General features: G+C 37.6%; 21 protein-coding genes. 16 read left to right on the top strand and 5 right to left on the bottom strand.

Annotated elements, in window-relative coordinates; all coding sequences use genetic code 11:
- Positions 1-108: 108 nt before the first annotated feature.
- A complete protein-coding gene (locus AC1TPB_RS11720; protein ID WP_482076889.1) occupies positions 109-333 on the bottom strand; it encodes an SMEK domain-containing protein in 225 nt (74 codons plus the stop codon).
- A gap of 53 nt (positions 334-386) precedes the next feature.
- Positions 387-1,349 carry an AraC family transcriptional regulator gene (locus AC1TPB_RS11715; protein ID WP_482076649.1) on the bottom strand — a complete coding sequence of 321 codons (963 nt, stop codon included), beginning with the start codon at positions 1,347-1,349 and terminating at the stop codon, positions 387-389.
- A gap of 132 nt (positions 1,350-1,481) precedes the next feature.
- Between AC1TPB_RS11715 and AC1TPB_RS11710 the strand changes: the two genes are divergently transcribed.
- The 5 genes from AC1TPB_RS11710 (at position 1,482) to AC1TPB_RS11690 (ending at position 3,796) form a co-directional block, all read left to right on the top strand.
- Positions 1,482-2,096 carry a DUF1349 domain-containing protein gene (locus tag AC1TPB_RS11710; protein ID WP_482076648.1) on the top strand — a complete coding sequence of 205 codons (615 nt, stop codon included), beginning with the start codon at positions 1,482-1,484 and terminating at the stop codon, positions 2,094-2,096.
- A 132-nt stretch (positions 2,097-2,228) separates the two neighbouring features.
- Entirely contained in the window at positions 2,229-2,423 is a 195-nt protein-coding gene (locus tag AC1TPB_RS11705) for a DapH/DapD/GlmU-related protein (RefSeq protein ID WP_482076647.1), read from the top strand.
- Between the two features lie 180 nt (positions 2,424-2,603).
- Positions 2,604-2,858, top strand: coding sequence for a hypothetical protein (locus tag AC1TPB_RS11700; RefSeq protein ID WP_482076646.1), 255 nt, complete (start codon positions 2,604-2,606; stop codon positions 2,856-2,858).
- Between the two features lie 107 nt (positions 2,859-2,965).
- The gene (locus tag AC1TPB_RS11695; RefSeq protein WP_482076645.1) at positions 2,966-3,439 is read left to right on the top strand and encodes a DUF1349 domain-containing protein; all 474 of its coding nucleotides are present in this window, start codon (positions 2,966-2,968) and stop codon (positions 3,437-3,439) included.
- Between the two features lie 144 nt (positions 3,440-3,583).
- Positions 3,584-3,796 (top strand): maltose acetyltransferase domain-containing protein, encoded by a 213-nt coding sequence (locus tag AC1TPB_RS11690; RefSeq protein WP_482076644.1) that lies wholly within the window; start codon positions 3,584-3,586, stop codon positions 3,794-3,796.
- A gap of 1,285 nt (positions 3,797-5,081) precedes the next feature.
- Here AC1TPB_RS11690 and AC1TPB_RS11685 read toward each other — a convergent pair.
- The gene (locus tag AC1TPB_RS11685; RefSeq protein ID WP_482076643.1) at positions 5,082-7,349 is read right to left on the bottom strand and encodes an MFS transporter; all 2,268 of its coding nucleotides are present in this window, start codon (positions 7,347-7,349) and stop codon (positions 5,082-5,084) included.
- 113 nt (positions 7,350-7,462) lie between these two features.
- On the opposite strand from AC1TPB_RS11685, the gene AC1TPB_RS11680 reads away from it, so the two are divergent.
- On the top strand, positions 7,463-7,591 hold the full coding sequence (locus tag AC1TPB_RS11680; RefSeq protein ID WP_482076642.1) for a hypothetical protein: 129 nt from the start codon (positions 7,463-7,465) through the stop codon (positions 7,589-7,591).
- Positions 7,592-7,853: 262 nt separating this feature from the next.
- A complete protein-coding gene (locus AC1TPB_RS11675; protein ID WP_482076641.1) occupies positions 7,854-8,069 on the top strand; it encodes an NAD(P)-binding domain-containing protein in 216 nt (71 codons plus the stop codon).
- A gap of 1,037 nt (positions 8,070-9,106) precedes the next feature.
- Here AC1TPB_RS11675 and AC1TPB_RS11670 read toward each other — a convergent pair.
- A complete protein-coding gene (locus tag AC1TPB_RS11670) occupies positions 9,107-10,087 on the bottom strand; it encodes a hypothetical protein (RefSeq protein WP_482076640.1) in 981 nt (326 codons plus the stop codon).
- A 427-nt stretch (positions 10,088-10,514) separates the two neighbouring features.
- Positions 10,515-11,201, bottom strand: a complete 687-nt coding sequence (locus tag AC1TPB_RS11665; protein ID WP_482076639.1) for a TIGR00266 family protein — start codon at positions 11,199-11,201, stop codon at positions 10,515-10,517.
- A 724-nt stretch (positions 11,202-11,925) separates the two neighbouring features.
- Here AC1TPB_RS11665 and AC1TPB_RS11660 point away from each other — a divergent pair.
- The 9 genes from AC1TPB_RS11660 (at position 11,926) to AC1TPB_RS11620 (ending at position 21,344) form a co-directional block, all read left to right on the top strand.
- Positions 11,926-12,573 (top strand): cysteine peptidase family C39 domain-containing protein, encoded by a 648-nt coding sequence (locus tag AC1TPB_RS11660; RefSeq protein ID WP_482076638.1) that lies wholly within the window; start codon positions 11,926-11,928, stop codon positions 12,571-12,573.
- Between the two features lie 449 nt (positions 12,574-13,022).
- On the top strand, positions 13,023-13,205 hold the full coding sequence (locus AC1TPB_RS11655; RefSeq protein WP_482076637.1) for a hypothetical protein: 183 nt from the start codon (positions 13,023-13,025) through the stop codon (positions 13,203-13,205).
- A 912-nt stretch (positions 13,206-14,117) separates the two neighbouring features.
- Positions 14,118-14,471 (top strand): hypothetical protein, encoded by a 354-nt coding sequence (locus AC1TPB_RS11650; protein ID WP_482076636.1) that lies wholly within the window; start codon positions 14,118-14,120, stop codon positions 14,469-14,471.
- Between the two features lie 79 nt (positions 14,472-14,550).
- A complete protein-coding gene (locus tag AC1TPB_RS11645; protein ID WP_482076635.1) occupies positions 14,551-14,688 on the top strand; it encodes a hypothetical protein in 138 nt (45 codons plus the stop codon).
- 551 nt (positions 14,689-15,239) lie between these two features.
- Complete coding sequence (locus AC1TPB_RS11640) at positions 15,240-17,648, top strand: excinuclease ABC subunit UvrA (RefSeq protein WP_482076634.1); 2,409 nt, start codon at positions 15,240-15,242, stop codon at positions 17,646-17,648.
- On the top strand, positions 17,648-18,583 hold the full coding sequence (locus AC1TPB_RS11635) for a serine hydrolase domain-containing protein (protein WP_482076633.1): 936 nt from the start codon (positions 17,648-17,650) through the stop codon (positions 18,581-18,583). The genes AC1TPB_RS11640 and AC1TPB_RS11635 overlap by 1 nt, the downstream gene beginning before the upstream one ends.
- A gap of 287 nt (positions 18,584-18,870) precedes the next feature.
- Positions 18,871-19,086 (top strand): PIN domain-containing protein, encoded by a 216-nt coding sequence (locus AC1TPB_RS11630; RefSeq protein WP_482076632.1) that lies wholly within the window; start codon positions 18,871-18,873, stop codon positions 19,084-19,086.
- 243 nt (positions 19,087-19,329) lie between these two features.
- Entirely contained in the window at positions 19,330-19,488 is a 159-nt protein-coding gene (locus AC1TPB_RS11625; RefSeq protein ID WP_482076631.1) for a hypothetical protein, read from the top strand.
- A gap of 1,355 nt (positions 19,489-20,843) precedes the next feature.
- Positions 20,844-21,344, top strand: coding sequence for a matrixin family metalloprotease (locus tag AC1TPB_RS11620; RefSeq protein WP_482076630.1), 501 nt, complete (start codon positions 20,844-20,846; stop codon positions 21,342-21,344).
- Positions 21,345-21,351: the final 7 nt, after the last annotated feature.

The raw sequence follows: 21,351 nt of genomic DNA, 5'->3' as shown, positions 1-21,351 counted from the left end.
ATGGACTATATCTCTAATTTTATACAGATTAATATCAATCAGAAAAAGCACATACTTCTACTGCGGTTCCAGTTCGTGATAGCCATCTAATTTAATGATTTTTTCCCTTCACCGTCCGTAATCAGAACTGTGCGTTCGAATTATGGTTGCAAGATTGGTATCTACCCTGACAACGTCAATTTCCTCAACATTCTGCTTAATCACGTTTAGGTTAACCAACTTAAATCCAAAGAGAAGATTGTGTAGGTCCGCAAAAAAAGTTTCCGAATATATGTTGAGATCCAATATATTGAGTCGTCCTCTTTTTTCAATCCGATATACTAATACTTGTATCTATTAGCCGTAGTCCGTACTGTTACGGGAATAGTCACAAATTTTGTCCTGAATCAATTACAAATATTTATTCGGTACTGTCTAGGTGTAACTCCGACCTTTTTGTGAAACATTTTTATAAAAAAGCTTGAAGAATTAAATCCACACTCCAAAGAGATTTCTTGTATCAAAAGAGAACTAACATGCAGGAGGCGTTTAGCGGCTTCAATTCGATATCGCAATAAATATTCTACTGGTGAACATTTTAAATATGATCGAAAACATCTTGAAGCCTCACTCTTGCTTATATTTGTGGAGTTTGAGATATCAAGGAGAATCACCGAATTTTTATAGTTTTCTTTAATGAAAGAAATCATGTTTTGGAGTCTAACCTGATACTGCAACTCTTGTTTATCAGTAGTAAAAGTGGGTATATACTGCTCATTTTGAACAATTGATAACCATATCTGAGTGAGAAGGGATTGTACCTTCATTTCAAAACCGACATGTGAGAGCGAATCCAAATTATAATTCAGAAAAGGGAATGAACCGTAGCTACTCTCAAGACCGTATTGCTGGAGCAGAGCAAAAATAGTTTCCAATTTTTTTAGAATTTTGTTATGCCAAGATTCTTGATTATTTAAAACAATATAGGGCAAATTCTTATCTTCGAGAATCGGCATAATATACTTTTGATAAATAAGACTGTTATGTGGAGCGATCAACTCAGCAGAAAAAACGATATTAGGACATTCACAAACATCATTTTCACTTTTTTGTTCGAAGGAGTGTAATGTCTTAGTACTGATGAAGATGCCATCGCCAGCTTCTAATTCAACACGGTGATGACCTGCATGTACTACTACTGTTCCTCCCCGAGCAACGAAGAACTCCAGTTCAAAGTGCCAATGAGAAGGTACTCTACGATCAAGAAATTTATGCAACTCATCAACATAAAATTGAATGGGAAAATCGGTAGGACCATGCTGAGTTTTTTCAAAGAGTGTTTGATCTAATGGCAAAGTATGTTTCCACATTAAAAACATCCTCTCTGGGAAAATAGTTATATTTATTGGGAATAAATTGGCTTGAATAATACTTATAAGATGATATAATACCATCGTAAGCAAAGGATAGTTACAATATGAAATTTATTTTAAGGAGAAAAAATGATGAGAAATAACAATTTTGATCACTTCCATTGGTTAAATGAAACACCTATTTCATTTCAAGACGAGAAGTTGATAATGTATGCTCCAGAACAAAGTGATTTTTTTAATAATACTAATACTGGCGCCATTTCAGAAGATGGTATTACTCCAGAGAGTCTTGCAAATGCTCCGTTTTTTTACAAGGAAGTTAGTGGTGATTTTGTAATGCGTGTGAAAGTGGAACACGATTTTAAATATGTTTATGATGCTGCTTCAATAATGGTAATGAAAGATTTAGATGTTTGGGGAAAATTATGTTTTGAACTAACTGACTTTAATACTCGTGCTGTTGTTAGTGTTGTCACAAATCCAATTTCAGATGATGCTAACGGTAACAATATTGATAGTGATTCTGTCTTTTTGCAAGTTTCACGAGTGGGACAGTCGTTCGCTTTTCACTACTCTCTAGATGGGAAACAATTCTTTATGGTTAGGTTCTTTACCCTTCCTGTAGAAGACCAAGTTAAAGTGGGATTTGTTCCTCAGTCACCAACTGGCAAAGGAGGAGATAGAATTTATTCACAGTTTTCACTAGAACACAAAACTGTAAAAAATATTAGACGAGGCGAGTAAAATTTAGAATAACAAAAAAGATATATTGGTAATGATGTTTATATTGGTCCCCGAGCAGGATTATATGGTGCCAATCACGCGGAAGATCCTTTTGAACGTGCAGAAAAAGGAGTCTACTCGGCGCCAATCATTTTGGAAGACAACGTATGGCTAGGTGGTGACGTTAAGATTACGCCAGGTGTGACCATTGGCAAAAATAGCATCATCGGTGCAGGGAGCGTGGTGACTAAAGATGTTCCGCCAAATTTTATCACTGCTGGAGTTCCGTGTAAAGTCATCCGACCGGTTAAATCCTCTGACAATCCCTGGAAAAGACCTGCTACATAGATCACAAAGAGTATTCGTCTTAAGGGGCTTAGGTAAGCCCCTTTTTTTTGGTATTTTTCTTTAGAAATGGGAGATGAAAACGATACAGTAGGATGTCAGGAAAGTTTAAAGATGATGTATCTTTATATTTAAACTTGCAGACAGGTACTAGGTTTGGTTCTATTGCCCATCGACTGATCGATGAAGGTTTATGAACCAAAATTGACGCGCGGTCATCATAACTACTATATTCATATGTGCAACAATTACAGTAATTCAAGTGTTATCGGTTTAGCCTATATTGACGGAGGAACGTCAGTACTCTCGTGGGGTAATGCTGCTACTGCCTTCTTCCAAGTTACATTTAGCGCTATGATGATTCAGGAAGTTGTGGAAAAGTACTTGGGAAGTCAAATGAAGTATCTTTTTGAGAAAAGGCGTCAAAATAAACAATAGAAAGAAGGAGACTTTTAATAACACAGCCCATTTCATGGAAAAAAGGCAGTTGGACCACAGAACCTAAATCTTGGCTTGAAACAGAAGGTCATTTAGTTGTAGATGCATTGAAAGGCAGTGACTATTGGCAAAAAACAATGTACGGTTTCCAGCATGACAATGGACACTCACTTTTAATGCCCTGGGATACAGAACAAGCGATGGAAGTGACTTTCATTTTTGAGGACTTCACCGAGCTCTACGATCAGGCAGGCATCATGCTATGGCATTCTCCAACTAAGTGGATTAAAGCCGGAATTGAAGTAAATGATGGGATTCCTCATATCGGTGCAGTAGTTACCGATGAGTTTTCCGATTGGTCTTTATTCCCTCTACCAACTAATTGGAACGAAAAAGAAGTGACTATTCGGGCTTCGGTGTACGATGATGCAGTTATCATCAGGGCTCGCGCTCAAGATAGCGGTTGGCATACAATTCGCGTCGCACGATTCCCTTATTCGGAGGGCAATCACGCAGGGCCTTTCCTGTGTGCGCGCCTACTAGTGAAACGTTTAAGGTTACCTTTACAAAATGGGTTTTAAGTGACGCTGATGAAGATATTCATACATATCCTCCAATAACAGGTAATTGAAACGAAGCGATTATATTAAACTTTAAACGCAAGGTGAAAAAAATAAGTAAAACTGATAATAAGTACGTACCAAAGGAGTTGAAGGTTAGCTAGAATGAAATTGACTGAAAAAGAGAAAGCACAAAGAGGTTGGTTGTACGATGTTAATTACGATCAGGAACTACTCAAAGAAAAAGAAAGATGCCAAGATTTATGTCACGATCTTAATCAATTAAAACCGTCAGATACGAAAAAACAACGAGAAATTTTAGGTGAACTTTTTGGAAAAACACCTAAAAACTTTGTGATTATTGCTCCTTTTTATTGAGATTTCGGATATAACATAGAGATAGGAGCAGGATTTTTTTCTAATTACAATTGTACGATCCTCGATGGAGCTAAAGTAAAGTTTGGAAAATATGTATTTATTGCGCCAAACTGCTGCTTTTCAACAGCTGGGCACCCGATTGATTCTGAACAAAGAAACGTGGGACTAGACCTTGTAGAGTGCTTAGAGAAATTACGGAAGGAGACCGAAAAAAATATCATAAAAATGCCGACATAGAATATAAGTTTTTGTGATTTTAAGATGTAAGTTCTCGCCGGAAGACAAGAATAGGTGAATAATTCAAAAGATTTGTGTAAACAATCAATAATATAGTGTGATACACCAAATATGTCGGAGGACAACAACATATATGGATAAGAAGTCTTGCATAGCAAGGCTTATTTTATTTAACCATACAAGTTCTTGTCTTCTACTCAGGACAAGAACTTGTATAGTTAGCCGAAAATGGACAAGAACATATATCGTTAGCCAATTCCAATAAGTGCACAATTTAATTCCCTGCTTTCGGAAATTTATGTGTGGTACAGTTTTACAATGTATAATGGGGGAAGTACAAATAAATATCTTGGCCAACCTCATTCAAAATCTCCTCCAAAAAAGAAGTGTTTTTTAACGTATAGGTGGTAAAGCCATCATTCATTTGAATGATGGCTTTTGATATCTACAATTTTTATTCTCTAGAGAGAAAGTGAACTCAACGCTTTTTTAGCTGATTGGAGGGCTTGTTTAAAAGCAATTGAGTTTGAGACATCATTAAGGGGAACTTCGCCTCTGCTTCTATTAATAACCGTACTTCAGGCATTGTGAAATTCAATCAGGACAGTATATATCAACTCGTTTTAGCGGTATGGGATTTTTATCAACAACCGCACATTGAATGTCGCAGCAGTTATGGTAGTTTGGTGTTACCTCAAATGAAAAAAAAAATGAATGGAAGGTGCCCGATACCGACTTCATCACTTACTTGAACATCGAATGGATGCTTTGGATCGCCAGACGCAGGTAACACAGCATTTATCTGTCGAGCCAATTAAATAAGAACCTTCAACCCACCAAATAACGGAGGGAGGAAGGTTCTTTTGACTAGCTCCAATATTTGAGGGCATCGAGAGGAAAGAGTTGAATCCGAAGATCATAGCGAAAATGAGAGCCAAATCAATAGTCATGCCGCTAAGATCGACTACCCAATGAAACCGTCACGCGTCGATTTAAATTGGCTTTTAAGCGAATAAGAGTTAGAATATGATTTTATTTTCATAAACTGTTAGAACTTGTCACTACGAATACCAAAGTCTTTTATCAAGATGCTGCCCTGTGTGGTTTGATCAAATATAAAGCTGATTTTCCTGATCCGCTGAGGCATAAGATTGGAATTAGCATCTATAAAGTCAGCCATTTCGAAGGAAAAATTCTGAAAAACCGGTTCCTTGATCGTTCGAAGGAAACCAAGCGGCCGTTTGGCAAGAACTCCTTCAAACATGGGTAGAAGTGGAGAGACATGACTAAGCGGTAATCGACTGACATTTCCACTCTCATCTTCTATAGCTATGGTTAAGTCCACCAATGCATTCGTTTCCTCTATCTTACCACCCGCATCATTATTTGCAATGGAAAATAAGATGGTACTTTCTTCGGACGTTTCGATCCCGGACTCAGGCAATATGACCTCGTATATAGGAGTTGATGGAGCAACTGCATGATCCCATTCCAATGAAACCGCGCTGTACTGGTCATCTTTAAATTCCATTTGCACCTTGCCTTCCTTCCAGACTTTAAGAGACTCGCCTTCCAGTCGTCCACCAGGCAATGTCGTTGTCCCCGGATCGTTATCCTCTTCATAGTTACTGATCAAGGTTGTGTTCGCATCCCAATAATTACTGATATACATCGTTTCAGGGAGCCATTCTCTGGCGTATCCCAAGTCTTCGAACATCATACGGTACTGGTCATTCCCCTTGAGTGTAGCTTCTAAAAACGCTGAGATTAGAACTTCTGCCGCACGGGATTGTTCTTCACCAGGCAGAAGTTCGGTGTTGTTCAACAGAAGATTGCCAATGCCTACAGCATCGTGTCTACCCCATGCTGTGTTGAACTGTCCGTGATTTGCCCCATAGATATATACCTGCGATTTAAAAAAATCGCTGTTCTCCGTAAATTGCGTACGATAGTATTGATTGGCTCCGGCAAAAGAAGAAACATCCATATCGTGGGAGCCGTGCAGGGCCAAATAGTTGATATTGTGCAGTTCAATGGGCTGCCCGCTCGGTTTATATTGCATGTCGGTTCCTGCAATCGAGATGAGGGAACGAATGTTGAAGTCGTAATCAAACTTGATGTTGGCGTCCTCAGGGTAAGCCGTTAACTCATTATAAGTTGCAGCCACAGTTATGGCTTCGCCTCCCCGTGAATGTCCAATCAACGCAATATGCTGCATGTCTACTTTGCCATAGAACGGATTTCCTTCCGTGGTGTTCCATGTGTCCCACGTCTTCAAATGCTCCAGCATTAACCAACCTCTCGCACGATTCTCATCTTTTAAAACATCTATAACGAAAAGGTCATCGTAAGGCGAACTATTCAGGAAGTTCTCATCGATGGAAGCCAAAATATATCCGCGACTTGCCAGCAATTTGCCCAAATAGGCATACCCTGGGTCGGAAAAATCGGTCGCCATATGGTTACCGTGAACGATTAGAATGAGTGGGAAGGGACCATCTCCTTCAGGATACCAAACCGTACCATTTAAAGGCATGGCTTCAGATCCAAACCCGAAAGTGTTTGTGCGCCGGGAACTCCAGTTGCCGACAAAAGCCGATCCGTCGACGGACTGTGTTATCAGTCGCCCTTCAACGTCAAGGTCGTGGCGATAAGTTGATTCGCTAGCATAGGTTATGGAGTTTACGCGGAATGCCCCGATTTCTGCAGGATTAACCATCGTCGTTTGGTATTGCTCCGCTGTCTTAGTCTTTTGCAGAGGGTGAGGTATCTCTAATTGCGCTTGACCGTTGCTGGTAATCCAGTATCCCAGCACGCAAATAAAAATAAAGACTGCAGCAGAGCTTGTGCCTACCGTTACTTTCACCCATGTTGTAGCCTTGCGGTAGCCTCCCTTGATAAAGAAATAAAGCAAGGCTCCAAATAACGAAGAAGAAAGGATGATGGAGAACGTAACAAGTAACGCTAGCTGAACCGCTCCCAAAAAACTTATCAGTAGTAAACAAAATGAGGCAAGCATGAACCATATGTATCGGGAAGGCATTTTTTTCGCCCAATGCAATAATCCCGCAATGATACCCGTTATCATTAAAATTGCAACAACGGACAGGACAGTCCCAGCGAAGTAGTCCATTATGCTGCCCCGCGACCCAAGATAATAGTATGCTTGCACAAATACTAAGCATATCGTAACAAAAGATAACACGAGAATAGCTCCCTTCCAACCTGCATGAAGGGAGGTCACGCGCAATAGAGGAAGCCTAGATAACGCTCTACTTATAACTTTCGATTGAGTATTAGAACTGTTTTTTTCCATGGATGTTCCGCCTTTCGAATTCAATTTATTACCAGGAGGTACTTTTACAAGTATAAGGCAAAACTGAATTGGTAGCCCCCGTCTTGGGGCGGGTTTTAGACCGAGAAAGCGGAATGGATGTAGCAGAGGTAAAGGTACGAGGCATATTGCGGTGGGAAGAGGTTGTACAGTTCATTGCTTACCATTATGGCGAGCAGTATCAGTACATGAATGATAACAACCAATCAACTCTTTATAATTAAAAGAAGCAGCCGACAAATGTTTGCTGGCTACATCTTGTTAAGTACGTAGTCTCACGGACGCTGGATCAAGTGTCATTGCAGAACTCTTTCTTATTGAAGGGGTCTGTTTCCATTGAATACAGAAGCGGATAGCTCCCCGACAGGAGCCAACCTTAAAGCTCCTCCTTCATAGCCATTACAAGATATCGAGCGACAAAAAAATGTTGATTTTGACACAGTGTCAACCTTTTAAGATAGAGGAGAAAGGAGATGAGATATTCAAATGAATCAAAATGGGAACAAAAACCAACCATCAGTGAGCGTTATTGGCTTGGGCATGATGGGTTCCGCACTTGCCGAAACGTTCATAAAGAAAGGACACCAGACAACCGTGTGGAATCGGTCGGCAAACAAAGCCGATCCACTCATGAAACAAGGGGCGAAAGTCGCAAGCACAGTGACAGAAGCGATCGCGACAAGTTGGGGAATCACGTCTTAATAAAATTTCATTTATTAAGACAAATATAATAACTCTCTAAAAATGTTACAAATGTTGTGGTTATATCGTTTTAAGGTAAATGAGGCATAAAAAACAAAACAGATTGTTGTATTGGGTGGAGGCTTCGCAGGAATCAATTTGATAAATGGCCTAATAAAAGAGTCTGGTCATGCAATTGGAAAGGACGTAAAAATAACTTTAGTGGATAAAAACTCATTCCATTTTCGAAAAGTATTACTATTTAAAATGATTATTGAAGATGTCGATTTAAAAGGACCTTTAACAAGGTATTGTACATCGGTGAACCTCGGGTATATATATCTGGAGTTCTAGAATGGGAATTTCAATACTCAAGTACAATGCAAGTTTCAATCGGAAGTATGAAATGGGAGACTACTGATCGCGGTGAGACATGGAATGCAACATTTGAAAAGTAAAATTTATGTTAATGTAAAATAAAATTGAATGTAACTTCAGAAATGCCAATGAAATACGCTAGGTTATTTCATTAAGATATGTAGAATATAACAATGGCTGATCTTCAGAATGTCGAAGATGAGCGGTTGTTATATGATGAATGAAGGGAGGATTCGGTTAACCATATAAGTTCTTGTCCTCGAAAAAAACGTTGAAATTTAAACATTTTGATTGTGACATAAACATGTCAGAGGACAACAACATATATAGATAAATAGTCTTGTATAGCAAGGCTTTTTTTATTTAACCATACAAGTTCTTGTCCTTTGCTCAGGACAAGAACTTGTATGGTTAGCCGAAACTGGACAAGAACATATACAGTTAGCCGAGTGAATGTTAAAAAAATTTTTCCAGTATTTTCTGACAACCAATTTTAAGCGATCTAAACTGTTATAGATATGACCTCACAATTTAAGATGTTTTTTTTAGATAGGAATATGAGTATGCTAGACCAAGTAAATACATTAGCACTAAAACATAAACAGGGAGTAAGTGAATAAAGGTTGTATAGCCGATATAAATATGTGTTCCTATGCCTGTAATAAAGGCTGGGAGTGCTCCTATAGCAAACGTATTCCATAGCCATTTTCGACCTTCACGAAATCCCCATAAGGTAGTATTGCACCTGCTAATGAAAAGATAAACGCTAATATGCCAGCAATACCTATACAAAGACTAAACAATATCGTCCACTTAATTTTGATTGTTTCAATTTTTGTATTAGATTCATGCATTAAAATCTCATAGCTCCGCTTTATCAAACCAGGACCTGATGTCACAATGCCCCCAGACAATAGCATTAAATCAGCACCAGCTTTCCTTAACTGAAGTGCATTGAGAGGCTCATTAATTCCTCCAGAGCTAATAAGATACAAGTGATTAAATGATTTATTGGACCGGATAGTTGAAATAACATTAGATAACTGACACTCAGCATCTATCGCTTCTGTTATATACTCATTTTCCACGATTAATGAGGCTGTAAGGACAATACCTTTTATTTGTTTGTAAAGAGCATGGGACGTTACTAAATCTTTAGTATACTCATTAGCATTGAAAGATAAATAAATAGGTTTAGATGTCTTTGGTGCATTATCCCAATGAATAGATGCGGGCAATACAAATGCTTTGACTTGCTTCTCTAGCCTAGAAATTATGTTATTAGCCTGTTCCTGTGTAACTGAGTTATCAAGGGTAGCGATTAAAGGTATTGAAAGCTTTGTTGTCGTAATATGGTCATGAGCATGTTGTAAAGTAATTTTTTCAGGACGATTAGAAAAATAAATCTTATTTTGCTTTATTATTGGAGGGCTAGATTCCTCTAAATGAAATTCTATTATAGGTCCAATTTCTAAAAAACCAAAGCCTAAATACTGAAAAGCTTTAGTACCTTGTAGCAACGGATCTATTGAACCACTTAAACCTATAGGAGCAGAGAACAGCGTACTATTTATGATCTGAGCAAGTTCTCTAGGCGGTTTAGTGTGACCAAGAAAATAGATAAGCTGTTTACCTAATGGTAATGAAGCAATCATACTCATACTTTTATGAATAAAAGAACGACTATTCTCCGCACGCATCTTATCTAATAAGAGGAACTTAAGTGGATGATAGGACCAGTCAGGCATGTTTATTTCACCATCCTTTTAAATACAAATACCTATCAGCTTATGTATATTTTATCACTGCGTTAGACGATAAGTGTATATGATGTAAATATTTATATTATATTGCAGAATATTATAGTTAAAGAGTCATGTTTGTCTTTAGTTAAAAGATGGATGAATCTATATGAAAACAACTTCAAAAAATATTAAATCAAAAATAAAATTGGCATGCTTTGGAGCAATGCCAATTTTATTATTACTGAAGGTACAAATTTGATGATATTTAGGAACAATGAGCTTTCTACCTATTTATACTTTGAGCTTTGAATAAAAACACATCATGTTAATTAGAGATAAATTATTAGGAGTTGCTTTTAACTGGAATAAAACGTTGAATCCAGTCACCAAAGCTTCTTGGATTTCGACTTTGTATATATATTGTTCCGTGTCCTGTAAAGCGGCAGACAAGATTTTCGCCACTTTTCATGCTGGAAATCCATCCCTTTGAAGCTTTTTCTATAGTATATTGAATCGTACTAGGCCATGCCACCAAATGTCCATTATCGACTATGATATCCTGATCAGGAGTGAGTTCTAATTTACGAATAGCACCGAAAGAGGAGATAAACACAGTACCTCTGCCACTTATTTCAACAATGAAAAAGCCTTCCCCAGAAAATAAACCTTTAGCAAGATTTTGCATCTTCGTATTGACTTGAATACCATCAGTACCTGCTAGGAACCCGTCTTTTTGCACAAATAGTGTCGTGCTGCCATCCAACTCAATTGCTGTAATATCTCCTAAAATCTTGGGAGCAAGCAACACTTGTCCCGATAGACGGTCTGCTTTCAACTCTTGAAAGAAAAAACTTTCGCCACTTAACATTCTACCAAGACCCTTTAGTACACCACCATCTGCTGAACCTGTTAATTCTAGAGCTGCAGACATTGATACCATTGCTCCGTATTCCGCTTTCATACGTTCTCCAGGATCTAGATTTACTTGAAGCATGGAAAATGAACCTTTTTCAATAATCTCATAATTCATTTCTTAACCTCCTACAAAAGAAGTATTATGTACAGGTATAATTATCAGTCATTTGGTACGTTTTGGCAATTGAGAAATGTGATATCAAATTTTATATAGGATTTGATTTATGAAACAATAAGAGAGTGGAGCGTCTTGCATAGCAAGGTATCTTTATTTAACAGACAAGTTCTTGCCTTTTGCTAAGGACAAGAACTTGTCTGGTTAGTCGAAAATGGATAAGAACATATATAGTTAACCGATTTGGTCTAAATAAAAGTCAGTACAATAATTTCCAACATTTTCTGAGAATTGATTTTAAGCGATTAAAAGAGATTTAGTTAACCAAATGGCTAGCTACTTAGATTAGATTTGATACGATATTTCGTTATCTTCAGAATGCGTTGAAATAACTGTTTACCATAATCGTGTATACTCTTCTTAAAGTTTTGAATAGTAGAAATGTATTAAATATAGAAGTTGGTTGTTGCTATGAATGTGTTAAAAATTGTATAATAATATATTATATAGTTATTTCGAACAATAGTATAATTGTACTTAAAATATGACTGTATTGAGATTTAGCAATACAGATACCTTATTGCATGTCATTGGATATATAGAATCACAATAATTCTAGGAAAACTTAGAATGGTCTTAGTAAGAATATTCATAGAAATATTTTATACTAAACCTTCCTAAGAGATAAGTCTGTATTTACAAAAGTAGCTAGTAGGAGGGAACAATGGTGAATATAACTTTATTGTTAGTTGTACTAATTATTATCGCAGTTATTTCATATTATTATATATTTCCTAAAAGAGATTCAATAGTAACTAATGATTTACCAAGTTCATATATTATTCAAACTTTGAATATAATGGATATTCAGAATAATAATGAATGTGCTGCATTTTCAAGTGCATATATTTTGAGACATCTTGGAGAAGAAGCTAAGGGTAATGAACTATATAAAAAATACCCTCGAAAATTATTTAATGGAACAGTTAGCCCTAAAGGTATAATCGTTTTTTTTAAGGAATTTGGGTTGGATGTCTCTTTTTATTATGGGAATATAGATACACTAAAAAAACAATTAACTCAAGGGACACCAGTTATTTTACTTATTAGGGTTTTTCCAAACAAAAGGTATTTACACTTTGTTCCAGCCATAGGTTATGATGAAAACTATATATATTTAGCAGACTCATTAAAGCACACGATTAACTGCGTCGATAGTCACTACAACCGAAAAATATTGATTACTGATTTAGAAGCCGTTTGGAAAACCTGGGTACCATTCTATAATAACTCGTACATAGTAATACATTCTAGCCGATTCAATGAATATGATACAACAAAAAGTAATCAAATATTTTCGAAGAAGTCATGAACACTCTCTAATACCCAATTCACGCTACGGGTCTACTGTCCCTAGGTTAACTATTGATAAAATATCAATAATCATTAAAAGAAATAGTAAGCACTGGCCATAATCGAGTCTTCTAAAACAGGAATTCATGTGCACATGCTAAAGTGGATGCGATACCGAAAATATTCGTTCCCAGAAGGCTGCATTAAAATTAAGAGCTATTAGAGAAGGTATGTTTAGAAGTAATTATGAGAATGCTAATAGAGAAACAAGAGATGATGTATATTATAGTATTATAAAATCTGATCCGTTAAGCTAATAACTACAAATTTTAATCAGTTCAATCAATAGACAATAAATTCTTTTCAAAACGAGATAGAGTAAGCGGAATTTTGGAGTACGTTTGCCAATGATTATATCCTACAACTAGAAGCTGGAATTAAGTAACGTGAATATGGAGAATGTATAGCATGGAAATGAATGTAGAAGAACTGATTGAGCAGCTAAAGTTGTTGTCCCAATCCGCAATTGCTAAAATTAAAATTAACACGATTATCGCAGATGTTAAATTACTAGTAGAGAGACAGACCAGGAGGTTGATGACATCTGTTGTCGGAGGACAACAACATATATGGATACGAAGTCTTGCATAGCAAGGCTTTTTTTATTTAACCATACAAGTTCTTGACTTTTGCCCAGGACAAGAACTTGTATGGTTAGCCGATTTAATTTAATGAAGAATCAATTAGTTATTTTCCAGTATTTTCTGTAAATTGATTTTAATAGATTTAAGATGCTTTAGATTTCACATGGTTAGCTGCATTGATTAGAATTGTTAAGATATTTCGCTATCTGAAAAATACGTTAGAATACCTGTTTACAGTAATCCTGATTATACTTTTTTTGTTTATTTGAAAATTGTTACCATATTAATATAGAACTTTATGTTGTTCTGATAGAAACTTAGTACATTTAGCTAGTACCAGTAATTTTCTGTGAAATAGGATTCGATTGATGCTGATGTTCTGTGTTACAAATTCTAAAAAAAGGAGGTATTGGATATTACTTGATCGAATAACACTATTTATTGTACTAAGGAAATGTCTGAATAGAGATTTGGCTTCAACTACCTTATGGTATGAATTTGGATATATTGAAACATAAAATTCTGGGAAGATTTTAGGATTGTCATAGTAAGCAGTGGCTAGCTCTATTTAGCAAGAACCTTTGATGAAATGATACTGGTATGAGTATTAGAGCGGCGAGATATTCTAGGAAGTACGAGGTTACTAGTCGTCAAACTCGATTGCATGTATTCCTTCAAGTGTTCGCATTTTCATACTTCCTCGCAACAAAATACAACTAAGATATTAATAAAACTAAATACAATCATAATATTCAAAAGCTAATAATCATACAGAGATTAAAGAGTTATACGAAATAATCACAATCTATTAAAGGAGATTTTCAATGATAGTTGATGAAAACAAAAAAACAAAAATGAATTATTAGATTCTAGTGATGTTGGAATAGGTCCAAGTGTAGCCAAAGTAGTACTATCAGCTTTGGGAGGAATTCCTATTGCAGGTAGTTTGATTGGTGCTACTGGTACTGCATGGTCAGAATTTGAAGAAACAAAGTTTCAGAAACTTTTGAAATCTTGGTTGCTACTTCAAGAGGAAGAAATTAATAGTATCGGTCATACTTTAGCTGAAGTCATGATCAAAATCAATCATACAAATGAAAACATAAAGAAGAGAATTGAAAGCCCGGAGTATTTATCCTTAGTAAAGAAGTGTTTCAGGGAGTGGAGTGCAACGGATAGTGAAGAAAAGAGAAATCTAATACGAAATCTACTAGTTAACGCTGCAGCAGAAAACCAACTTTGTAGTGATTATATTATTAAAATGTTTTATTAGATGGATTGATACATATAGTGAGGCGCATTATAGAGTTATAAGGGAGATCCATCAAGAGCCTGGATCTACAAGATTTGAAATGTGGATGAATATTCATGGAGAAAAAGTCAGAGAGGACTCTGCAGAAGCTGATTTATTTAAATTAATTATGCATGAGTTAAGTACAGGCTATATTATTAGACAATACAGGGAAAAAGATGCTTACGGGCATTTTTAAAAACAAAGAAAGACAAAGACAAATAATCCAAGTCGTATCATGACTTCTGCATTTGATGATGATAAAGAGTATCATTTGACTGAGTTAGGTAGATGGTTTGTACATTATACTATGAATGAAGTGGTTGTTAAGATAGAAGAACATTCTCTGGTAACTCAGGAAGAGTGATTACTTCGTATAACACAGCATTAACGCATCGTCGCTACGCTCCTTGGTCACGGGGATGCATTTACTTAGGAGTTGATTCACGTTCCAACCCTGCAAGGCTAAGTCTACTACTCATTGTATCCAAGAATAAATATAGAAATGATATTGAAGATGTGCTTTTACCATATCTTATTTTGTTCCAATATTGAACTTGTTAAACAAAAAAATAGAGTGGATAAGCATAGTTATGTTTTTACTCATAAGTAAAAAATATAAAATGTCCGTACATCTTATAATGTCCAATGACACAAAACAACACCCAATTAACTCCCAGAATTTACTGGACTTATCAGTGGCTTGTCATGTGAATTTTAATCAATGAGATTGAAGAAAGGGAGAAGTTTATGAATCCCATTAGTATCCGTGGTGCAAAGCTACATAATTTAAAATCCCTCTCTATTGATATTCCAAAAGGAAAGTTCGTCGTCATAACTGGCGTAAGTGGTTCAGGTAAGTCGACGCTGGCGTTTGATCTCATCTACCAGGAAGGTAGACGGAGGTACGATCGTGCAGTCGGTTCATCTCAGTTTTCGGAAGTGGACTGTTTTGACGAATTAACGGGTTTAGTACCTACCGTAGCAGTCGAACAGCGAATAATTCGGCAGTCCAATCCTCGAAGTCTAGTAGGAACACGTACACGCTTGCTTGGTCTTATGCAAATTGTGTATTCCATGGCAGGAAGTTATCACTGTAATTGCGGTGGAGAGACTAATGAGCAACGGACCTGTTATGATTGTGGTTTAACTACAGAACCATTACCCGCAGAGAATTTCAATTTCAACTCCCCTTTTGGAATGTGTTTGAGATGTTTCGGCACAGGACAAGTGTCAATCATATCGGTAGAACAAGCTCTGAGTGAACGGAATTTCGATAGAAGGTCTGTTTTACACGGCACACCTGGTAAGTTGAAAGATGGAGTGAAACGACTTGCGAAGGCTTACGATTTCGATCCAATCGGGTCATTCTTCAACATTTCTGATAAAGCCCAAGCCGCATATTTAAATGGGGATTTATCTGTTGGGTTTGAGGGATTGATGCCTTTTTTACATAGAATCAGCATTGGGGCAGAGGGGACTGTTTCTTCTGTTTGTCCTACCTGTCACGGCTCTAGAATTGGGCAAGAGGCTCAGAATGTGACCATAGAAGGATTACATATCAGTGCGCTCGCCGAGAAAACATTAAAGGAACAAGCGTATTTCTGGAATGATGTATCCGATAGCATACTCAATGTTGAACCCTCTCTCCAAGGCGTTCTTAAGCGAATTCAGATGCAAATCAATCATTTATGTGATGTGGGTCTGTCTCATCTTTCACTGTATCGGCGGATGCCGACTTTAAGCGGCGGGGAACTGCAGAGATTATTCCTCGCTGCACATCTAGAATCAGAACTGGAAGGACTTATTTATGTCTTCGATGAGCCTACCGTCGGTTTACATGAAAGTGAAAAAAATCGGCTTATTAATAGGCTACAAGAATTACAAACGCAAGGGAACAGTGTCATCGTAGTCGAACATGATCTTGGCGTTATTCGGTCTGCGGACTGGATAATTGAAATTGGACCTGGTGCTGGAGAAAATGGGGGAAGCATTGTCTACCAAGGAAATTACGAAGGTTATTTGAATTGTACGGACTCTATAATATCCCCTTTTCTTAAGCGTGGCGACGAAGTGTCGCACGAAGGATTTCATAGGGAACGACAAGCTTTTACTTTTACAGATGCAGTACCGAGGCTGACAATTAAACACGCCACAACCCATAATTTAAAAGACGTTGATGTATCCTTTCCCTTGGGTATCATGGTTGGGGTAGCTGGTGTTTCAGGCAGCGGCAAAAGCTCGCTTATCTCCTCAACGTTAACTCCTTTGCTGGCTACAACTTTTAGCTCTGACAATGATGATATTGATCAGGAAACAGATGTGGAAGAAGAACAAGTGATCGCAATCGAATCAAAATGTGTGATTGAAGGCTCTAGTTTGTTGAACGGGGTATCCTTCATCACTCAATCGTCTATCGGAAGATCTAAGACATCTACTCCTGCCAGTTATATAGGTATTTGGGACAGAATTCGAACACTATTTGCCAGACAGAATGAAGCAAAAAAATTGGGGCTAACCGCCGGGGATTTTTCTTTTAATTCAACTGGCGGATGCTCGGAATGTAGGGGAGATGGGACGATCAAGAAAGAGACACGGGGATATACTTTTGTATGGCCGTGCCCTGTTTGCAATGGAACTCGCTACTGTCCGGAAGTACTAGCTATCACCGTTAGCGGTCACAACATAGCAGATATTTTAGAATTGTCTGTAACGGAAGCTGCGGATTTTTTCCATGATGATGCTGGTATCTATGGACCACTTCGGCTATTGGAAAAGGTAGGTATGGGGTATTTGAAGTTAGGCCAATCCTCTACGACAATTAGCGGCGGGGAAGCTCAACGCATTAAATTGGCCAAGGAGCTAGGACGCAGCCAAACAGGCAGTATTCTATATATATTGGACGAACCAACTACTGGACTAAGTTGTGTGGACGTGGAGCGACTTATGGAAGTATTGAGAAGCCTTGTTGAACTTGGCAATACGGTACTGGTTATTGAACACGACTTGTCGGTTTTGTCGGAATGCGATTGGCTTATTGAGATGGGACCAGGTGGTGGAGACGCAGGTGGGTTGGTAATTGCGGAAGGTACTCCTGAAATTCTTGCATTACAACCGGATTCTATTATCGGTTCCTATTTTAGAGGGGGTAGGCATTAATGTCCTGGACGATTTCAACTCCCGAAGAAGGAGGAATCGATGCAACGCAATTGGCACTTGCAGATCGCGAGATATTCGTTAAATTCCCTAATGTCTTGAGTATGTTAATCGTGCGAGACGGATCTATTGTGTATGAGCGATATTATCGGAACAACGGCCCGGATGATGCGTTTCCAGTTATGTCGGTTAATAAAAGCATCTTATCCGCATTGATTGGAATCGCACTTAATAAAGGAATATTTTACAGCCTTGATCAAACTGTTTTGGACTTTTTTCCGGAAATGGATGCACATGATGTCGATCCAAACGTACCAAACTTGAATCTGAGGCATTTGCTTACCATGAGTTCAGGTTTCTATTATCCACGTTTAGCTGGAGACTCCCAGCCTATATGGCAGCGTACGACACATAGTCGTAATTGGGTTGAATTTAGCCTAAAGTTACCTGTACGGGATGGTACGGGATTGCAAGTTAACTACAAAAATACAGATTCTCTATTACTAGCAGCTTGTTTGAGTCGAGCGACCAAAACTACAATAGGAGAATTGGCAGAGGAGTGGTTATTCAAACCTCTTGGTCTAAATATTCCGCACTGGGAAGCAGAAGATCCTCAAAGGCTTGGCATTGGTGTTTTAAGATTAACTGCACGAGATATGGCGACAATTGGCCAGCTTTATTTACAGAAGGGAGTATGGGGAGGCCAGCAATTCATTCCCCAAGAATGGATTGCTGCATCGACAAGTCCTCAACTGGGCAATTACGGCTTCTTGTGGTGGATTGACAAGGACGGTTTTTTTGCATCCGGTGCTGGCGGTTCATTAATTAGAGTAATCCCTGAACAGCGGATTGTAGTCGTATTTCAAACTAAACATCTCAAGCGCTTCAAGGACCCGCGAGATATTATAGATCGCTACGTGCTAACAGCGTTACATTAGATAAAAGGAAAAGTTATTCGAGAACTAATAATTTTGAAGTTAGGTCTTTGCCATTTAAAAGGACGCGTGATTTTTGTATAAAATTCTTATTGATACTTGTGTTTGGCTTGATCTCGCGAAGGATTACCATCAACAGGCGATATTGGCTGCTCTTGAAGACCTAATTGATCAGGGACTTATAGAATTAATTCTCAATTGTTATTGATGAATTTGCTCGAAATAAAGATCGTATTATTGAGCAGAGCACCCGTAGTCTTTCCAGTACTTAAAAACGAGTGAAGGAGATCATGGAGAAATTCGGTGATCCACAACAAAAAAACAATGTAATAGCGCAGCTAAACGATGTTGATCACCTTCTTCGAATGTTGGGAGGGGCTGCTGTTGAAACAATTAGCCGGATTGATAAATTATTCGCGAGATCTTCAATTATTGAAATTACAGATGCAGTGAAGCTCCGTGCAGCACAACGAGCTATCGACAAACTCGCTCCCTTTCATAGATAACGTAATGGAATAGACGATGCGATTCTTATTGAGGTTTATAAGGATACTATTGAAGGAGACGAAGTAGCCGGGAATCAGTTCGCCTTTATTTCGCATAACACTTATGATTTTAGCCACTAGAATGTTAGCAAAAAAAATGTCTCACCCTGATATTGATTCGTGTTTCTTACTTACCAAATCGCATTATTTATAACACTTAGTGAAGCACTTCAGCACATCTAACCAGAACAATTTGATGACTTAATGATTGAGCATAATTGGTCAGAGAAACCGAGAAGACTGACGGAAATCATTGAAGTTATTGATGAGCTTGTTACTAAGGTATGGTATAACCGTTTCAATGTAATGTATGGGAAGGTGCTCTTAGAGCTGCAGCTAGGGTCGAAGAACGAATTTGCATAGAAAACCTTGGCCCTTGGAATGACTTTGAGTGGGGAATGATTAACGGCAAGCTTTCTGCATTACGTTGGGTACTTGAGGATGATTGGGATATGTTAGATACATAACCTAGATTACCTATCGTCCGGTTTTCAAATCAACTCTGGGTTGGGACTATTGTGTCAAATAGACAAATGGGGTGTCGTTGAGTCATCATTGAGGATACTTTTGTGTCATTAGACAACAAGTTATTTTTCATTGAAATGTAGGGGAACATAATATTTAGACGCAATATTATTAAAGTACATCTTATACAAATCCAATAATATAGATAATATAGATAATATAGATAATATAGAGGGTTAACATCTACTTATAAACATATGTACAAAATACGAGTTTTGTGTAAATGTCTGTAGTAATTACCGTCATTACAAGGATTTTCGAATTGTCTTACGACAAGAACATTATGGCATCTGCGACATTAACCTATCTGCATACGTTTTTGCGACAACAACCTGTGTGCTTCCCTAATTTTTATGCACACAGGCTGTTGTCGCTATACCTCTAACGACAGGAATTACGTAACATGTTCGACAGGTATTTGACCTTTCTGTTAATTACGACAGAAATCACGTAACATCCCTATTAACAATGTTATGAGTTTTTCCCTATCACTTAGCAGGTCAATGGTTAAATTGGTACCAGGTATAAAGTTATTTCCTTCGCTTAGGATTGATGAATAATAATTTTACAAAGAGTTTACAAAGAGAATGAAGATTCCTTTCTGAGTTTATCAATAACTTCCCTCTGCCTTGCTCATATTCGACCATCTGAGTTCGCCAGTGCCGTTCTATTCTTTTTATGAAAAATACCTTATCAATCCTTAAAAACGCTAAAATAATCGTTCAGTTGCCCCGCTCAGCATCTACACAGCCCCTTCAACTCTCATAATATCTAAAAATGTCACTTTAGTTTCTTCTCCATCTTTCACGATATGAACAAACTTTGTGCGTGAGTCCATCTTATCGATTAACCCTTTGCCGAAATACGAGAATCTCAACGCCTTCTTCGAAATTTGCGATCATGTTACGTTATACTTTACACAGTTGTTACCAATTAGCTGAATGACGTGCTTGATAAAAATCATCCAGTAAAGATACATGTAAATAATCATTACCAGATAAAATATTACAGGAATTTGAGTGTTTCTTCGGAATCTGATGCCATCTGCAACATTTTGCTTTCAAACATCGTCTATTTATATAATTACCTAAATTTTCAATGAATATCCCAATATACTAAAAATATTAAATATCGACTAATATGGTAGATAATAGTATATTGGTGAAGCTTACAAAAAAAGGAGGAATAGGAATATGTCACTTAATAAAATGACCAGCGCAATCTTAGGATCCATTGCACTCACTATTGCATTGATTGCAACCCCCCCCTCTGCCAACGCTGCACTTCTCGGATGGGATCTTGTTGACAGCGGAAAAAATCTGGATTATGACGGTAACACGCAATACACCACTAGCGTTAGCACTGCCGTAAGCACTTGGAATGGATATAAGTCTGGTGTAATTAGACCTGACACCATTTTTATCATTGAAGATGTTTATCTCAGTGATTTCAATGAAGTATCTACTACTATGGGTGTAACAAGCTCTGCCGGTACTATTAAGTTTAACGATTATCACTATTCCGGCATGACGACAGCTCAGCGCGCCAAGACGACAACACACGAGTTTGGCCACGCCCTGGGACTCGACCACACTTCAGGATCTTCGGATATTATGCAACAAGGGAAACTCTCAATTACAAGCTTATCTTCAACGGATAAAACATCGTACGACGCCGCTTACAGCAATTATTAAAGAGAAG

This window comes from Paenibacillus sp. Y951 (assembly GCF_056786395.1).
The sequence above is the reverse complement of the archived record's forward strand: the minus strand, read 5'-3'. Positions and strand labels throughout refer to the sequence as shown.

Excerpts from the sequence above, each read along its gene's own strand:
- AC1TPB_RS11655 (WP_482076637.1), top strand. The coding sequence starts at position 13,023 with ATGGAAATGAATGTAGAAGAACTGATTGAGCAGCTAAAGTTGTTGTCC.
- AC1TPB_RS11710 (WP_482076648.1), top strand. The coding sequence starts at position 1,482 with ATGATGAGAAATAACAATTTTGATCACTTCCATTGGTTAAATGAAACA.
- AC1TPB_RS11715 (WP_482076649.1), bottom strand. The coding sequence starts at position 1,349 with ATGTGGAAACATACTTTGCCATTAGATCAAACACTCTTTGAAAAAACT.
- AC1TPB_RS11690 (WP_482076644.1), top strand. The coding sequence starts at position 3,584 with ATGAAATTGACTGAAAAAGAGAAAGCACAAAGAGGTTGGTTGTACGAT.
- AC1TPB_RS11660 (WP_482076638.1), top strand. The coding sequence starts at position 11,926 with ATGGTGAATATAACTTTATTGTTAGTTGTACTAATTATTATCGCAGTT.
- AC1TPB_RS11675 (WP_482076641.1), top strand. The coding sequence starts at position 7,854 with ATGAATCAAAATGGGAACAAAAACCAACCATCAGTGAGCGTTATTGGC.
- AC1TPB_RS11630 (WP_482076632.1), top strand. The coding sequence starts at position 18,871 with ATGGAGAAATTCGGTGATCCACAACAAAAAAACAATGTAATAGCGCAG.
- AC1TPB_RS11640 (WP_482076634.1), top strand. The coding sequence starts at position 15,240 with ATGAATCCCATTAGTATCCGTGGTGCAAAGCTACATAATTTAAAATCC.
- AC1TPB_RS11645 (WP_482076635.1), top strand. The coding sequence starts at position 14,551 with ATGTGGATGAATATTCATGGAGAAAAAGTCAGAGAGGACTCTGCAGAA.
- AC1TPB_RS11685 (WP_482076643.1), bottom strand. The coding sequence starts at position 7,349 with ATGGAAAAAAACAGTTCTAATACTCAATCGAAAGTTATAAGTAGAGCG.
- AC1TPB_RS11635 (WP_482076633.1), top strand. The coding sequence starts at position 17,648 with ATGTCCTGGACGATTTCAACTCCCGAAGAAGGAGGAATCGATGCAACG.
- AC1TPB_RS11670 (WP_482076640.1), bottom strand. The coding sequence starts at position 10,087 with ATGAGTATGATTGCTTCATTACCATTAGGTAAACAGCTTATCTATTTT.
- AC1TPB_RS11700 (WP_482076646.1), top strand. The coding sequence starts at position 2,604 with ATGAAGGTTTATGAACCAAAATTGACGCGCGGTCATCATAACTACTAT.
- AC1TPB_RS11665 (WP_482076639.1), bottom strand. The coding sequence starts at position 11,201 with ATGAATTATGAGATTATTGAAAAAGGTTCATTTTCCATGCTTCAAGTA.
- AC1TPB_RS11620 (WP_482076630.1), top strand. The coding sequence starts at position 20,844 with ATGTCACTTAATAAAATGACCAGCGCAATCTTAGGATCCATTGCACTC.
- AC1TPB_RS11680 (WP_482076642.1), top strand. The coding sequence starts at position 7,463 with ATGGATGTAGCAGAGGTAAAGGTACGAGGCATATTGCGGTGGGAAGAG.
- AC1TPB_RS11625 (WP_482076631.1), top strand. The coding sequence starts at position 19,330 with ATGATTGAGCATAATTGGTCAGAGAAACCGAGAAGACTGACGGAAATC.